We start from the raw sequence: 13,964 nt of genomic DNA on the forward strand, positions 1-13,964 counted from the left end.
CTTGAACGCGATCGCGTTCCGTTGATCTACATCAACCCGGCGTCCCCCGAGCGACGCAGTTTCAGGGCTCGCAACATCGTCCGCTAGGGAGGGACACGCCATGCTTCGTTGTATCCTCGCCGCTCTGGCAGTTCTGCTTCTCGGTGCTGTCTGCCTGGTTCCTGATGACGCCTATGCCCGCCGCGGAGGAGGCGGCGGCTTCCGTGGCGGCGGAGGCGGCTTTCACGGCGGTGGCATGCGTGGCGGCGGCATGCATGCCGGCGCCGGAAGGATGCATGCCGGAAGAATTCATGGCGGAGGATATCGCGCTGCCGGCCGCCCGCGTCCCTCACACCCGATCGCGGGTCGTCCGGGCCGTCCGATTGCCGGGCGCCCGGGCTATCCCGGCCGACCGATTGCAGGACGGCCTGGCCGCCCGGTCGCCGGCTATCCCGGTTATGGCGGAGGCTACTATCGACCCGGTTGGGGCTATGGTGCTGCGGCGGCCGGCGCCGCGGCCGCGGCTGGCGCGTACTATGGCAGCTATGGCTACTACGGCAACCAAGGCTGCTATTACAATCAATACGGTCAAATGATCTGTCCCCAACAGCAGTATCAATACTGATCCGGCTGAGTGCTTCATGCCGTCGCGCCGCCAGGTCGGCTTGCTCGGATTTGGCCAGACATCAGTGTGGCCATCCAGAATGGGTCAAGCGCTAACGGAGGCTACGATCGCAGTCGTGGCCCCGTTGAGTTTACGCTCCCCAAGGCTTGATCCAGATCAATGGCTCCACGCGCTGATGGTTTTCAAACCGGACTGATGGGACCCCAGGCCTGGAGGAAAGCGATGAAGACAATTTCGAAAACAATCACGCTGGCGACGACCATCTTCGCGTGTGCCATGCTGCTATCCTTCGACCGCTCGGAACAGAGTGGCGTCTCGATTTCCATTCAGAGCGCGCAAGCGCGCGTCGGCCGTCCTTTGACGCCCGTGAGCGTCGCGGGTGTCGCGCGTCGCCAAACACGAAGGGCGGTGTACGGCACCGCTGCCGTGGGAGCTGCGGCGGCAGCCGGCGCTTATGGCTATTATCACTACCCTTCCAACGGTCAGGGTTTCGTCTGCCAGCCCGGCACGTATTTTCGTGGCGAGGATGGCCGCCAACATCTCTGCCAGTAACCGGAAGCACTGAACGCTCTCGGCGACGAAAAAGGCGCATGAGAGCGTGGATGCTGGGACTGCGTCTGGATCTGTCCGGCGCAGTCACGATCGATGAGTTCGACGTTGGTCAAACCGGAGCGTGCGATCCCGGCGGCACCATGTACAGCGTCATGGCAAAAATCGCATAGATCAGGACGAGCAAGGCGCCAATGAACCATGCCGACCGTCCGCTGTTGGTGATGAAGCAGGACGTCACGGAAGCGATCATGACCATCGTCACGGCGCCCGGCCAGAACTGCAAGTCCATCGGCTTCGGACCGATGACGTAACTTAGGAGAACAAGCGCCGGCGCGACGAACAGGGCGATCTGCGAAGCGCTTCCGAGCGCGATGCTGACGCTCATGTCGAGCCGGTTCTTGCGCGCGGCGGAGAATGCCACCGCCATTTCCGCTGCGGCACCGACCAGCGCGACGATGATGAAACCGACGAACGCCGGGCTCAGTCCCAGCGTCTCGCCTGCTTTTTGCACCGAACTCACGAATATTTCGCTGACCAGCGCAACCAGCACGGTGACGGCGAGAAGTGTGCCCAACGCAAGCCCGATCGGCCAGCCGGCGCCACCGGCCTCGCCATGCTCCTCGCTTGCGAACAACTCCTTGTGTGTCTTGAGCGAGAACAGCAAGCCGAGCCCATAGGCGCAGATCAGCAGCACAGCGAGGCCCGTGCTGAGTGTCAGCGCCATGGCTTCGCCACGTGCCGGATCAAGATCGGCGACGGCAGAGGGGGCAAGCAGCGCAATCGTGGCCATCAGCAGCAACGCCGCGTACATCCTCCCGCCGGCCCGATTGTACTCCTGAACGTGATAGCGGAGCCCACCGAGCAGGAATGATGCGCCAAGCATGAAGAGCGAGTTGGTGACAATGGCACCAGCGATCGATGCCTTGACCAGCATGTATTCTCCGGCATGTAACGCTGCGATCGCGATGATCAGCTCGGTCAGATTTCCCAAGGTTGCGTTGAGCAGGCCTCCGATGGCATCGCCCGTTTTCTCCGCGACGCTCTCCGTCGCGTGGCTGAGAAGGGCAGCCAATGGCACGATGGCGAGGACAGCGAGCACGAACAGGGCTGTGTGGGCGGACGGAGCTGCCGTCTCGACCACGAGCACGATCGGCACGAAGATCAGCATCCAGAGCAGCGGATTATGTCGAATTTCCTTGAGCAGAAGGTGCATGGTACCGCCCGGCTGAAGCGAGTTGGGCAGCAATTTCTGATCACCATGGGCTGCTCGATCTTGATCTAGCTCAATCCCTCTCCACCGTCTCGCAGGCCTGCTTGCACCATGGCGGCCTGCCCGAAGTCCCCGGGCCTTCTTCGGAACGGTCAGAATCGCGTCCCTATCTCCGGCTCCTCGCCGCTTTGACCTAGATCAACTCGCGCCAGATCGGTCCGTGTGTTTCTTCTCGCGGACATCCACGACAGCAGCTCAGGAGTTCGCAATGACGAGGAACGCAGCCGCCGTAGCGATTGCACTTTTGATGACAACCTCGTCTCTTGCCTTCGCAGCGGAGACATCCCCGACTGTCGGCGCCACGTCCCCCAGCGCCGCCGACCTCAAGAGCCTGACCGACATGCGTGTCGGCATCGTCAAGGCCGCCTTGCAACTCACGCCCGATCAGGAGAAATACTGGCCGGCCATCGAGGATGCGATCCGCACGAGAGCGCAGAACCGGCAGGCTCGGTTGGCGCGGCTTGCCGAAATGCACGAGAACGGCCCGATGGACGGCCTTCATGACGGCAATCCGGTCGAGATGATGCAACGCAGAGCGGACCGGCTGATTCAGCGTGGGACCGACCTCAAGAAGCTCTCCGATGCCTGGGAGCCGCTGTACAAGACATTGAGCGATGACCAGAAGCGAAGGATGGCCTTCGTGTCGTTCGCCGTCATGCGCGGCATGCGAAATGCGATCGAGCATCACGGCGAACCGGAAGACGAGGACGAGTAAGGCTAGAGATTTCTCAAGCCTTCGGCGCCACTACGTGACCTGCTTCCTGTCTCGTTCAGACAACCTTCAAGTGTCGTCTTGGTTGTCCAGGATCGCCTTTCGCTCGTGAATTCCTGAAGCACCACGGGAGTTGAAGCATGTACCGGCATATTCTCATTCCGACGGATGGATCGGAACTAGCGAAGCAGGGTATCGCCCAAGGGATGGCGCTCGCGAAATTCCTCGGAGCGAAGGTATCCGTGATTTTCGTCGTGGAGCCTTTTTCAGAACTGACGGGGCATTTCCGCGACACGGTCGCCAACTATGCTGAGATGCGGAAAGAGCAGGCCACCAACACCTTGAACGACGCGGCAAATGCGGCCAGGGAAGCCGGCGTTACCTGCGAGACGGTGCTGGCGGAGAACGGGCAACCCCATCAAGCGATCATCGCAGCGGCCGCGGACAAGGGTTGCGATCTCATCGTCATGTCGTCGCATGGACGCAGCGGACTCTCCATGCTTCTGATCGGCAGTGTGACAAACAAGGTGCTGGCGCAAGCGAAAACCCCCGTGCTGGTTTGTCCGTGAATGATCGGACGCTCGACGAATGAGAGCGTCAGCGCGCAGCGCCAGCCAAAAGAAAACGCCGCCCCCTTACGGGGACGGCGGAAGCCACTCACGCAGTACTGAAACTATTATTAGTTGTTGCCGTGGTGCTCGGCGTGATGCCGGCTGGCCTCGGTTTGGTGATGCTGGGCATGGCTGGCGTGACCATGGGCGCTGTGCGCGTGATGCGCCGCCTTGTGGTGATCGCCGGCTTCGTGGTGCTTGGCGGCTTCGCGGTGATGACGCGCCGCGTGCTCGTGATGCTCAGCTGCCTTGTGGTGATGCTCAACGCCTGCGTGGTCGCTCATGATGATCTCCCGGTGTGGCGAATGAAGTCTGCCATTCATATGCAGGAGCGCTGACATTATGCTGACGGCTGCAAGACAGCTTTGTTGCGGCTGTTCATCTATGTTGCGGGGCATGGCGATGTTGCGGCGCGCATCAGCGCCGCTGCGCTCGTCGGCCGCCTGTCATTCCGGCGGCGGAAAGCGCTCGACGGCCGGCAGCTCATGTACCGCTTCCATCCAACGCAGCCGCTCCGCGACCTGGATATGCATGGTGGCCGGCACCGCGTCGGGATCGTCATAGGTGCCGCTCTGAATGTCGATGTACCCGGGCAACATGTTGCCATTGGTGTAGAAAAGCCCGGTGCCGCAGCTCGCGCAGAAATGCCGCCGGCCATGCTCGGAGGACCGGTAGATGCTGGGCTGCCCCTTGGTCACCTTGACCATGCCTTCAGCGACCATCACCCAGCCGACCATCGGTGCGCCGGCATGACGCCGGCAATCGGTGCAGTGACACAGCGCATGGACGACCGGTTCCCCGGTCACCTCGTAACGAATCTCGCCGCAGTGACAGCCGCCGGTGACGCCAGCCATGTTTTCCTCCGACCGATCATTGGTTTGCCCGGGTCGATAGCGTTACAGGCCCGACGCCTTCAATGGCGCATCTTGCCCTTGCGTCCACCTGTCGCGCCGGCCGTATGGCCGCTCATGACACGGCTGGCTTTCCCGCTCTCACGAAATCGTCATCCCGGCCCTCACCCCCTCCAAAGCCGCGGGAATAAACCCTTGGGCCCGCCGATCAACTCCCCGGAAACCCAATCCCTGGGCCCATGGGAGACTTGTCATGAGCGGACACGATCACGACCACCACGATGAAGAGAAAGGCGTCAGCCGACGCAAGGTGCTGGAATGCATGACCTGGGCCGGCACCGGCGTCCTCTGGACGGTTACCGGCGGCGTGCCGCATTCGCTCGGCATCGTCGGCTCGGCGGCCGCAGCCGAAGCCACCACCGGCATGACCTTCATGCAGATCAGCGACAGCCATGTCGGCTTCGACAAACCGGCCAACCCGAACGCCATCGGCACGCTTGAGGAGGCCATCAACAAGGTCCGGGCGATGCAGGTCAAGCCGTCGTTCATGATCCACACCGGCGACATCACGCATCTGTCGAAGGCGTCCGAATTCGACGACGCCGACCGCATCATCTCGCAGGCCAAGCTCGACGTGCATTACGTACCGGGCGAGCACGACTTCATCGACGAGGAGGTCAAGCTCTACAAGGAACGCTACGGCAAGGGCACCAAGGGTCCGGGCTACTACTCCTTCGACGCCGGCGGCGTACATTTCGTCGGTCTCGTCAACGTCGTCGACCTCAAGGGCGGCGGCCTCGGCAATCTCGGCAACGAGCAGCTGGAATGGCTCGAGAACGACCTCAAGGGCCGCTCGAAGTCGACGCCGATCGTGCTGTTCGCCCACATCCCGCTGTGGACGGTCTATCCGCAATGGGGCTGGGGCACCGAGGACGGCGCCCGCGCGCTGGAATACGTCAAGGGCTTCGGCTCGGTCACCGTGCTTAACGGCCACATCCACCAGGTGATGCAGAAGGTCGAGGGCAACGTCACCTTCCACACCGCGCGTTCGACTGCGTTCCCGCAGCCGGCGCCGGGTGCCGCCCCCTCGCCCGGCCCGATGAAGGTCGAGGATGCCAAGCTGCGCAGCATGCTCGGCGTCGCCAGCATCAACTTCAAGCAGAACAGCCAGCCGCTGGCGATCATCGACACGCCGTTGCAGGGCTAAGGGACGAGACCGATGAGTTCGATCAATCGACGCGACTTCGGTATCGCCGTGGTCGCGGCCATGCTGCTTCCTGTCACGGCGGCCCGTGCCGAAGACGTCGCGGTCCACATCGACAACTTCTCGTTCGCGCCGAACCAGCTCGACGTGAAGGTCGGCACCACCGTGACCTGGACCAACCGCGACGACATCCCGCACACCGTGGTGTGCGCGGGCAAGTTCCGCTCCAAGGCCATGGATACCGACGGCACCTTCTCGTTCACCTTCACGGAGCCCGGCGAGTACAAGTATTTCTGCTCGCTGCATCCGCACATGACAGGCAGTGTCAAGGTTGGGTAACGTGATCACCCATACAATCACAACCATGCCCGGCCGGTGGCCCTCCGCCCCCGGCCGGGCACAAGCCGTCTCTCGACATGCCGGGCAGGACACGATGGTTGTCAACGCGTCGCAAGACGATCCCGAAAAGGCGCGGCGCTTCCGCGAAACGGCGCTGCCGTACCTTGACGACGCCTATACCCTGGCGCGCTATTTGCTGCGCGATGCCGCCGACGCCGAGGATGCTGTGCAGGAATGCTATCTGCGCGCCTACAAGCATTTCGACAGCTACCGTGGACCCGCGATGAAGCCGTGGCTGTTCGCGATCCTGCGCAATGTCTGCCGCGCCGAATATGCCCGCCGCAAGACCGCCCCAACCGCGGTCGAGGAGCTGCCCGAGGGCGGCGATCAGACCCCGATTTGGAACGAGGCGCCGGAGACGCCGGAAAAGCTGCTGCTGCGCCGTTTCGACGGCGACACCGTGCGCAAGCTGATCGCGGCGCTCGCCGAGCCGTTCCGCGAGACCTTTGTGCTCAGGGAAATCCAGAATCTTTCTTACCGCGAGATCGCCGATGTCGCCGCCGTGCCTGTCGGCACCGTGATGTCCCGCCTCGCACGCGCCCGCGCCATGCTGCGATCGGCCTGGCTCGCGGAACAGGAGCAAGTGAAATGAACTGCGAGGAAGCCGAAGTGCTGATCCACGCGCTGATCGACGGCGAACTCGATGCCGGCCATGCGCGCGAAGTGGAAGCCCATGTCGAGGGGTGCGCGCATTGCGCCGCTCTCATGAAGGAATATCAGGAGATCCGCCAGGCGATCGCCGAGAGCGACGTGCGCTACAAGGCGCCGCTGGAGCTGCGCCGCAAGATCGAGAAGGCGTTGCCGCAGCCGCAGGCGGCGCCGACCCGGCGCTCGGTGCTGCGCGGCTTCGCGATGGGCTCTGCGGTGTCGGCGATGGCGGCGACCGGCCTCGTCGCGATCGTGCTGCGCAATGACGACGAGCAGCGCATCGAGAACGAGGTGGTGTCTGCGCATCTGCGCTCGTTGCAGGCCGGCCACCTCATCGACGTGGTCTCGACCGATCAGCATACGGTCAAGCCTTGGTTCAACGGCAAGCTAGACGTCTCGCCGCCGGTGATCGATCTCACCGCGCAGGGCTTTACGCTGATCGGCGGCCGGCTCGACTACGTCAACGCCCGCGAGATCGGCGCCGTGGTCTACAAGCGGCGTCAGCACGTCATCAACCTGTTCGTGGCGCAGACCGCGAGCACCGAACGGAAGACCGCGAAGATCTCGACGCTGCAGGGCTTCAACATCCGGCGCTGGAGCGACCGCGGCCTGAATTACTGGGCGGTCAGCGATCTCGGCGCCGACGAGCTGACCGAGTTCGGCGACAAGTTCGAGAGCGCGATGCACGCGAACAAGGAAGGGTGAGACCTTGTAGCCCGGATGCAGCGCAGCGAAATCCGGGAACGGTCTCGCAAGGATCGAGAACCCCGGATGTCGCTTCGCTTCATCCGGGCTACGGATGCGAGCTTACGCCGACTTGCGCACCGCATTGTCGACCAGCGTCTTGCCGAGCGACCAGATCGCGCCGGGGACCTTGTGACTGCCGGCGATCACGTCGTCGAACGACTTCTCGATCCAGCTGCAGTCCTCTTCGGTGATCATGAGCGGCGGCAGCAGCTTGATGGTGTGGAGGCCGTGGCCGGCGACCTGGGTCAGGATCTTGTGATCCTTGAACAGCGGCACCGTGATCAGCTGGCAGAACAGACCCTTGTTGGCGGTCTCAAGCAGGTTCCACGACGCCTTGAGCCGCAGCGATTTCGGCGGCCCGAACTCGACGCCGATCATCAGGCCCTTGCCGCGGACTTCCTTCATCAGTTCATAGCCCGGCACCATGCGGGTCAGCGCGAGGCGGAGCTCGGCGCCACGTTTGGCGGCGTTCTCGACGAGCTTCTCGGCCTTGATGACATCGAGCGTCGCGATGCCGGCGGCCATCGCCAGATCGTTCTTGGCGAAGGTCGAACCGTGCACGACGGCGCGGTCCATCTGGTTGAAGATCTTGTCGAAGATGCTCTTGCGCGTCAGCAGCGCGCCGATCGGCACGTGGCCGCCGGAGAGCGCCTTCGCCAGCAGCACCATGTCGGGCTCGATGCCCCAGTGCTCGATCGCAAGGAACTTACCGGTGCGGCCGATGCCGGTCTGGATCTCGTCGGCGATGAACAGCGTGCCGTATTTGCGGCACAGCGCCAGCGCGCCGGGCAGGAACTCGTCGGTGGGCATGTTGACGCCCTTGCCCTGGATCGGCTCGACGATGAAAGCGCCAACCTGGCGCGACGACAGCGCTTTTTCGAGCGCTTCGAGGTCGTTGAACGGGATCGGGGTGCAGCCCGGCAGCAGCGGCTCGAAGCCGCTGCGGAAATTCGAATCATCGGTCAGCGACAGCGCGCCGTAGGACAGGCCGTGGAACGAATGCCCGCAATAGACGATACCGGGACGGCCGGTCGCGCCGCGCGCGAACTTGATCGCCGCTTCGACGGTTTCGGCACCGGAATTGGCGAAAAACACCTTGTCCAGATATGGGACATATTCCAAAAGCCGTTCCGCGAGCACGCCGGCGAGCGTCGAGACGTCGAGTTGCACGAGATTCGGCAGATCGGCGTCGAGCACGCTCTTCAGCGCCTTGCGCAGGTCCGGATGATTGCGACCAATCGCAAAAACGCCAAATCCGCTCAATAGATCGAGGTAACGAGCCCCCTGACGATCGAAGAGGTATTGGCCTTGCCCCTTTTGGAAGCCGACGTCGTAGCCGATGGTCTTGAGGACGCGAACGAGCTGCTCGTTGAGGTGACGCGTGTGCATGGCACCGCGCTGCCCCTCGCGCTCCACAAAAATCTCGGAAACGTCTAAATTGGAACTTACCATTCGTTACATACGTCGGTTGATGGCCATCTCGTCAACTTAAAACGCTCGCTAGCGGCGTTTTGACCCCCGCTCGGATCGTCTAGTTAAGCACAGGTTTGGACCATGTTGCACTGCCCAAGAACTTTCGCGCGTACAATAGCCTTTTCAGGTTTATTTTTGGCCACCGTATTATCACCGGCACTTGCAGCGGACCCGACCGGCGACTGGAAGGTCGCAGACGGTGTCGCCACCATCCGCGTCGCCCAGTGTAATGGCAGCATGTGGGGTGCGGTGTCCTGGGAAAAAACCCCCGGCGGCAAGGATAAGAACAATCCCGATCCGGCGAAGCAAAGCAGGCCGACGCTCGGCATGCCGATCCTGATCGACATGAAGAAGAAGGCCGGTGCCGACGCGTGGGAAGGCCAAGTCTACAACGCGAAGGACGGCCAGCTCTACAGCTCGACCATCAAGCCCGTCAGTACCGATCAACTCGAGATCCAGGGCTGCGTGCTCGGCTTCCTGTGCGGCGGCGAGACCTGGACCCGCGTCGGTCCGCCGATCCCGGTCAGCGTCGCCGGCAACCCTCCTGCCGCAGGCAGCCCCGCTGCGAAGGGCGCCCTGCCCAAATCGGCAGCGCCGCAAAAGACCACCGGCGCCGTGGCGCCTGCCACCAGGCCGGGTCAAAAGCAGGCAGCCAATGCCCCAGGCAACGCCAATGCGTCGGCTGACACCGTGGGCGATATCTGCCTGCTCCCCGACATCGCGCGACCGACGCATTGACGGAGGGCAGCTGCCGACGCCGCACGCGGTCGCGCGCGACCCTGCTAGGTGCTTCGTTGGCGCGTCCCTGAAATCACGGCTCGGCGGCGCCTGCCGCCAAGCCGGACCGACAGCAGATCGCCTGCGCGTCAGGTGACGTCGTTGGCGATATCCTCTTCCTTGAGGGCTTCGCGCGGCTTGCCCATCAGCGCCGGCTGGAACAGCAACACCGCCGCGAGCGTGGTGACGAGCGAGAGCGCAAGCAGCTTGCCCATGCTCGCAGTGCCGGGATGACTGGACAGCCACAGGCTGCCGAACGCGGTCGCCGTGGTCAGCGCGCTGAAAAAGATCGCACGCGTCAGGCTCGACTGCAGCAGGTTTGTCCTGCCCTGCCGCCACGCCGTGACATAGTAGATCTTGAACGCGACGCCGACGCCGAGCAACAGCGGCAGCGCGACGATGTTGGCGAAGTTGAGCGGCAGTCCGATCAGCACGCAGATCTCCAGCGTGACGATACCGGCGACCAGGAGCGGCACCAGCGTCATCAGCACGTCGACGACGCGGCGCAGCGTCAGCCACAGCAACAGGCCGATCGTGACCAGCGCCAGGATGCCGGCGTGGATGAACGCGTTCACGATGACATCGCCCGACTTCAGGATCGAGACCGGTCCGCCGATCGCGGTCGGCTCGGCGGCGAGCACGGCGTCGGCAAAGCGGCGCAGATTGTCGTTGTCGTTGGGATCGCCCTTCGGCTCGACCTCGACACGCATCAGGCCGTCCTTGGTCTTCCAGCTCTCGACCAGTTCCGGCGGCAGGTTCTGCAGCGTGACGGTCTGGGCCTGCAGCGTGTTGCGGAGCTGGTCGAACACGATCTTCATCGGCGCGACGAAGACGTCCTGCGCCTTGTCGCGGATGGCCTGGTTCGAATCGGCCAGCTTCTGCAGGGCGTCGGCCAGCCGGCGCGCGGCAACCGCGCCCGCCCCCTTGCCGTCGCCCGCCGTCCTGCGCAGGCTGTCGACCGAGCTCTTCAGCGACTCGACGTTCTCCTGATCCGACGGCGCCGGATCGACCGAGTCAGGGTTGAGCGCGGGTCCGAGCATCTTGGCGGCCTGCGCGATCAGCTTCAGCTTGGCCGGCTGATCATCAGGCACGAAGCTGTCGAGCGACATCACGCGCGACACTTCCGGCAGCTTCTCGAGCTTGGCCTCGATCTTCTTGGCGTCGGCCTCCGAGCGCGTCATCACGTTGATGGCGTTGGCGCCGGTGTTCGGATCGTTTCTCAGGTCGAGGAAGGTCGCGATCGATTCCGCGTGCTTGTTGCGCAGATTGATCGGGTTGAAGTCGAACTTCATGTAGTGCAGCAGCGGCAGGCCCGCGACCGTGACCAGGATCGTGCCGACGATGATCGGGACGCGATGCTTTTCGAGGAAGTGATCGAGCGGCGCCAGGAAGGCGTAGCCGACCGGCTCCTTCTCGCCGGGCGGATTGAGCAGGTCGAGCAGCGCCGGCAGCACCGTGATGCTGGTGATGAAGGCCACCAACATGCCGGCACCCGCGATCTTGCCGAGCTCCGAGATGCCCTTGTAGTCGGTCGGCAGGAAGCACAGGAAGCCGGCGGCGGTCGCCATCGCCGCGAGCGACAGCGGCACCGCCGAGCGGCGCGCGGCGTTTTCCAGCGCAAGCGTCAGATTGTCGTTCTTGTAACGCTCGGAGCGGTAGCGGACGCTGAACTGAATGCCGAAGTCGACGCCGAGACCAACGAACAGCACCGCGAAGGCGATCGAAAGCAGGTTCAGCGATCCGACCATCATCAGGCCGACCGCCGTGGTGATGGCAAGGCCGATGAACAGGTTCACGAACACCGCGAAGATGATCTTGCCGGAATGCAGCGCCATCCAGAGGATGATCAGCACGATCACCACGGTGCCGATGCCGTTGCGGATCGCGCCGTCCTGCACGGTGGCGTATTCCTCGTTGGCGATCGGCACGGGTCCGGTCAGGCGGACGCGCGCGTGATACTCGGTCGGGAATTTCAGGTCGGCCGCCGCCTGCCGGATCGCATCGGTTGCGTCCTTGCCCGGCTCCAGCGCCGAATAGTCGATGATCGGCTTGATCTCGATGAAGGCGCGCTTGTCCGAATCGGTCAGCGGCTTGTCGCTGGTGAGCTCGCGCCAGGAGAAGGTCGCATTGCCCTTGGCGAGGACGGTCTCGACGGTCTCGGAGATCAGGTTGAAGGGCGGAGCGGCATTGTCGAGCTTGACCTGTCCGCGCTTGACGCCGGCAAGGCCGGTTTCGAGCGCACCGGTCAGTCCGCGAATCGAAGGGTCGCCGGCCATGATCTCGATCAGCGGCGCGGCCGATTCGAGCTGGCCCGTGACCTTGCCGACCTCTTCGGTCGGCAGGAACAGCAAGCCGTTCTTCTCGAAGAATTCGCCGGAGCCCAGCGCGGTGATCGCCTCGAAGTTCTTCTTGTCGGCCTGCAGCTTCGCGGTGAGCGCCTTCGCCGCGGAGCTGGTCAGCTCGGGCGTCGCGGCCTCGACGACAGCCAGGATCAGCCGCTCGCGATCAAAGGCTTCCTCGAACTGGTTGTCCCGCTTGCGCCAATCCAGATCCGGCGAGATCAGCTTGTTGATGTCGGTGTTGATCGAGAAGTTGCGGGCCGTGTAGAAGCCGGCGCCGATCGACAGCAGCACCGAGAGAATGACAACCGGAAGGGCAAAACGCGTACAGGTCCTAACAACGGAGACGACAATATTTGTCAGCACTTCGTTTCTTTCTAATCTCGGGGAAGCATGGCCGAAAACGCCCGCTCTGTAGCGGAGTTCCCGGGACCGATCTAATGTTGTTTTGGTTATCTTCCTCGATGAGATGGCGAGGAAGTTCCAAACCACAGGAACGGCCACGAGTGGCCGGTATAAACCGCAGGAGTGGGCGATAAAGTGACGAACAAGTGAGGGAGACGGACGGTCGCAGGATCCGGAATCCACACTATATTACCTCAAACCTCCCACCCCACTTGCCGCCCAACCGCTCGAAGCGCTACCTTTTTGCCACAAATCCCTGTATTTCCATGCCCTTGAGGGCGCGGATTACGTGCAGGACCTGAGATGGTGCGGACATTGCAACTGAAGTTGCGGCGTCCGACCGGGCGGGGTCGTTGCCGAAATGGCCGCAGGCGTGAATCGAGATTGGTGCAATTTGCGTAACGGGAGACCTATGGAAGTGTTTCTTGCTCAGCCGCGCGGCTTCTGCGCGGGCGTTGTGCGTGCGATCGAAATCGTCGAACGCGCGCTGCAGAAGTATGGCCCGCCGGTCTATGTCCGCCACGAGATCGTTCACAACAAATACGTGGTCGAAAGCCTGAAGAAGAAGGGCGCGATCTTCGTCGAGGACCTGTCGGAAGTGCCGGCCAAGGCGGTGACCGTCTTCAGCGCCCATGGCGTCGCCAGGAGCGTCGAGGAGGAGGCGGAGGCCCGCGACCTGCCCGTGCTCAATGCCACCTGCCCGCTCGTCACCAAGGTCCACAACCAAGGCAAGCGCTATATCTCGCGGGGCCGCGCCCTGATCCTGATCGGGCATGCCGGCCATCCCGAGGTCGAGGGAACCATGGGCCAGGTTCCGGGACCGGTCCTGCTGGTCCAGAGCGTTCAGGATGTGGCGGAATTGCGGCTGCCGACCGACACCCCGGTCGCCTATATCACCCAGACCACCCTGTCCGTGGACGACACCAAGGACATTATCGCGGCCCTTCAGGCAAAATTTACAGATATTCAAGGCCCGGACATCAGGGATATCTGCTATGCGACACAGAACCGCCAATCTGCGGTAAGGGACCTGAGTAAGCTGGTGGATGTCATTTTGGTGGTGGGGGCCGCCAATAGTTCCAACTCGAACAGGCTTCGTGAGATCGGCACCGAGGTTGGTGTCGCGAGTTATCTCATTGCCGATGGGAGCGAGCTCAACCCGGATTGGCTGAAGGATGCGAAGGCCGTCGGCATTACGGCGGGTGCATCGGCACCTGAGGTTTTGGTCGACGATGTCATCGAGGCCCTGCGGCGCATCGGACCGGTGTCGGTCTCGGTCGTTCCGGGCCGAGAAGAGAATATCGAATTCCGGCTGCCGGCCGAACTGACTGCGGGCTGATCTGAACCCACTTCCCTTTGATAAGTGCAGAAA

15 protein-coding genes are annotated in these 13,964 nt (G+C 63.0%); 11 read left to right on the plus strand and 4 right to left on the minus strand.

The window, feature by feature from the left end; genetic code table 11:
• Positions 1 to 100 precede the first annotated feature (100 nt).
• Both ACE10Z_RS30620 and ACE10Z_RS30625 read left to right on the plus strand, forming a co-directional pair.
• A complete protein-coding gene (locus ACE10Z_RS30620) occupies positions 101 to 604 on the plus strand; it encodes a hypothetical protein (RefSeq protein WP_375784093.1) in 504 nt (167 codons plus the stop codon).
• Positions 605 to 880: 276 nt separating this feature from the next.
• Positions 881 to 1,156 carry a hypothetical protein gene (locus ACE10Z_RS30625; RefSeq protein ID WP_375789964.1) on the plus strand — a complete coding sequence of 92 codons (276 nt, stop codon included), beginning with the start codon at positions 881 to 883 and terminating at the stop codon, positions 1,154 to 1,156.
• A gap of 109 nt (positions 1,157 to 1,265) precedes the next feature.
• Here ACE10Z_RS30625 and cax read toward each other — a convergent pair whose 3' ends face one another.
• Positions 1,266 to 2,369 carry a calcium/proton exchanger gene (gene cax, locus ACE10Z_RS30630; RefSeq protein WP_375784094.1) on the minus strand — a complete coding sequence of 368 codons (1,104 nt, stop codon included), beginning with the start codon at positions 2,367 to 2,369 and terminating at the stop codon, positions 1,266 to 1,268.
• Positions 2,370 to 2,634: 265 nt separating this feature from the next.
• Here cax and ACE10Z_RS30635 point away from each other — a divergent pair, with 265 nt between their 5' ends.
• The 3 genes from ACE10Z_RS30635 to ACE10Z_RS30645 all read left to right on the plus strand — a co-directional run bounded on the left by ACE10Z_RS30635 (position 2,635) and on the right by ACE10Z_RS30645 (position 4,087).
• A complete protein-coding gene (locus ACE10Z_RS30635) occupies positions 2,635 to 3,141 on the plus strand; it encodes a Spy/CpxP family protein refolding chaperone (protein ID WP_375784095.1) in 507 nt (168 codons plus the stop codon).
• Between the two features lie 137 nt (positions 3,142 to 3,278).
• Positions 3,279 to 3,707, plus strand: coding sequence for a universal stress protein (locus tag ACE10Z_RS30640; RefSeq protein WP_375784096.1), 429 nt, complete (start codon positions 3,279 to 3,281; stop codon positions 3,705 to 3,707).
• Between the two features lie 122 nt (positions 3,708 to 3,829).
• Positions 3,830 to 4,087: a hypothetical protein gene (locus ACE10Z_RS30645; RefSeq protein WP_375784097.1), complete on the plus strand. Its 258-nt coding sequence runs from the start codon at positions 3,830 to 3,832 to the stop codon at positions 4,085 to 4,087.
• A gap of 108 nt (positions 4,088 to 4,195) precedes the next feature.
• Here ACE10Z_RS30645 and ACE10Z_RS30650 read toward each other — a convergent pair whose 3' ends face one another.
• Complete coding sequence (locus ACE10Z_RS30650) at positions 4,196 to 4,603, minus strand: GFA family protein (protein ID WP_375784098.1); 408 nt, start codon at positions 4,601 to 4,603, stop codon at positions 4,196 to 4,198.
• Positions 4,604 to 4,853: 250 nt separating this feature from the next.
• On the opposite strand from ACE10Z_RS30650, the gene ACE10Z_RS30655 reads away from it, so the two are divergent.
• From ACE10Z_RS30655 to ACE10Z_RS30670, 4 genes are all read left to right on the plus strand, one after another.
• Positions 4,854 to 5,807, plus strand: a complete 954-nt coding sequence (locus tag ACE10Z_RS30655; RefSeq protein ID WP_176532574.1) for a metallophosphoesterase — start codon at positions 4,854 to 4,856, stop codon at positions 5,805 to 5,807.
• A gap of 12 nt (positions 5,808 to 5,819) precedes the next feature.
• A complete protein-coding gene (locus tag ACE10Z_RS30660; protein WP_375784099.1) occupies positions 5,820 to 6,143 on the plus strand; it encodes a cupredoxin family copper-binding protein in 324 nt (107 codons plus the stop codon).
• A gap of 94 nt (positions 6,144 to 6,237) precedes the next feature.
• Positions 6,238 to 6,795, plus strand: a complete 558-nt coding sequence (locus ACE10Z_RS30665) for a sigma-70 family RNA polymerase sigma factor (protein WP_375784100.1) — start codon at positions 6,238 to 6,240, stop codon at positions 6,793 to 6,795.
• The gene (locus ACE10Z_RS30670) at positions 6,792 to 7,556 is read left to right on the plus strand and encodes an anti-sigma factor family protein (protein ID WP_375784101.1); all 765 of its coding nucleotides are present in this window, start codon (positions 6,792 to 6,794) and stop codon (positions 7,554 to 7,556) included. Before ACE10Z_RS30665 ends, ACE10Z_RS30670 begins: the two co-directional genes overlap by 4 nt.
• A gap of 102 nt (positions 7,557 to 7,658) precedes the next feature.
• Here ACE10Z_RS30670 and hpnO read toward each other — a convergent pair whose 3' ends face one another.
• Positions 7,659 to 9,050, minus strand: coding sequence for an aminobacteriohopanetriol synthase HpnO (hpnO, locus tag ACE10Z_RS30675; RefSeq protein WP_375784102.1), 1,392 nt, complete (start codon positions 9,048 to 9,050; stop codon positions 7,659 to 7,661).
• Between the two features lie 102 nt (positions 9,051 to 9,152).
• On the opposite strand from hpnO, the gene ACE10Z_RS30680 reads away from it, so the two are divergent.
• Entirely contained in the window at positions 9,153 to 9,809 is a 657-nt protein-coding gene (locus tag ACE10Z_RS30680) for a DUF2147 domain-containing protein (protein WP_375784103.1), read from the plus strand.
• Positions 9,810 to 9,937: 128 nt separating this feature from the next.
• Here the strand turns inward: ACE10Z_RS30680 and ACE10Z_RS30685 are convergent, their stop codons facing one another.
• The gene (locus ACE10Z_RS30685; protein WP_375784104.1) at positions 9,938 to 12,553 is read right to left on the minus strand and encodes an MMPL family transporter; all 2,616 of its coding nucleotides are present in this window, start codon (positions 12,551 to 12,553) and stop codon (positions 9,938 to 9,940) included.
• Between the two features lie 451 nt (positions 12,554 to 13,004).
• Here ACE10Z_RS30685 and ispH point away from each other — a divergent pair, with 451 nt between their 5' ends.
• Positions 13,005 to 13,931: a 4-hydroxy-3-methylbut-2-enyl diphosphate reductase gene (ispH, locus tag ACE10Z_RS30690; RefSeq protein WP_375784105.1), complete on the plus strand. Its 927-nt coding sequence runs from the start codon at positions 13,005 to 13,007 to the stop codon at positions 13,929 to 13,931.
• Positions 13,932 to 13,964: the final 33 nt, after the last annotated feature.

The organism is Bradyrhizobium sp. Pha-3 (assembly GCF_042258615.1).
Taxonomy (GTDB): domain Bacteria; phylum Pseudomonadota; class Alphaproteobacteria; order Rhizobiales; family Xanthobacteraceae; genus Bradyrhizobium.

Excerpts from the sequence above, each read along its gene's own strand:
- ACE10Z_RS30620 (WP_375784093.1), top strand. The coding sequence starts at position 101 with ATGCTTCGTTGTATCCTCGCCGCTCTGGCAGTTCTGCTTCTCGGTGCT.
- ACE10Z_RS30625 (WP_375789964.1), top strand. The coding sequence starts at position 881 with ATGCTGCTATCCTTCGACCGCTCGGAACAGAGTGGCGTCTCGATTTCC.
- cax (WP_375784094.1), bottom strand. The coding sequence starts at position 2,369 with ATGCACCTTCTGCTCAAGGAAATTCGACATAATCCGCTGCTCTGGATG.
- ACE10Z_RS30635 (WP_375784095.1), top strand. The coding sequence starts at position 2,635 with ATGACGAGGAACGCAGCCGCCGTAGCGATTGCACTTTTGATGACAACC.
- ACE10Z_RS30640 (WP_375784096.1), top strand. The coding sequence starts at position 3,279 with ATGTACCGGCATATTCTCATTCCGACGGATGGATCGGAACTAGCGAAG.
- ACE10Z_RS30650 (WP_375784098.1), bottom strand. The coding sequence starts at position 4,603 with ATGGCTGGCGTCACCGGCGGCTGTCACTGCGGCGAGATTCGTTACGAG.
- ACE10Z_RS30655 (WP_176532574.1), top strand. The coding sequence starts at position 4,854 with ATGAGCGGACACGATCACGACCACCACGATGAAGAGAAAGGCGTCAGC.
- ACE10Z_RS30660 (WP_375784099.1), top strand. The coding sequence starts at position 5,820 with ATGAGTTCGATCAATCGACGCGACTTCGGTATCGCCGTGGTCGCGGCC.
- ACE10Z_RS30665 (WP_375784100.1), top strand. The coding sequence starts at position 6,238 with ATGGTTGTCAACGCGTCGCAAGACGATCCCGAAAAGGCGCGGCGCTTC.
- ACE10Z_RS30670 (WP_375784101.1), top strand. The coding sequence starts at position 6,792 with ATGAACTGCGAGGAAGCCGAAGTGCTGATCCACGCGCTGATCGACGGC.
- hpnO (WP_375784102.1), bottom strand. The coding sequence starts at position 9,050 with ATGGTAAGTTCCAATTTAGACGTTTCCGAGATTTTTGTGGAGCGCGAG.
- ACE10Z_RS30680 (WP_375784103.1), top strand. The coding sequence starts at position 9,153 with ATGTTGCACTGCCCAAGAACTTTCGCGCGTACAATAGCCTTTTCAGGT.
- ispH (WP_375784105.1), top strand. The coding sequence starts at position 13,005 with ATGGAAGTGTTTCTTGCTCAGCCGCGCGGCTTCTGCGCGGGCGTTGTG.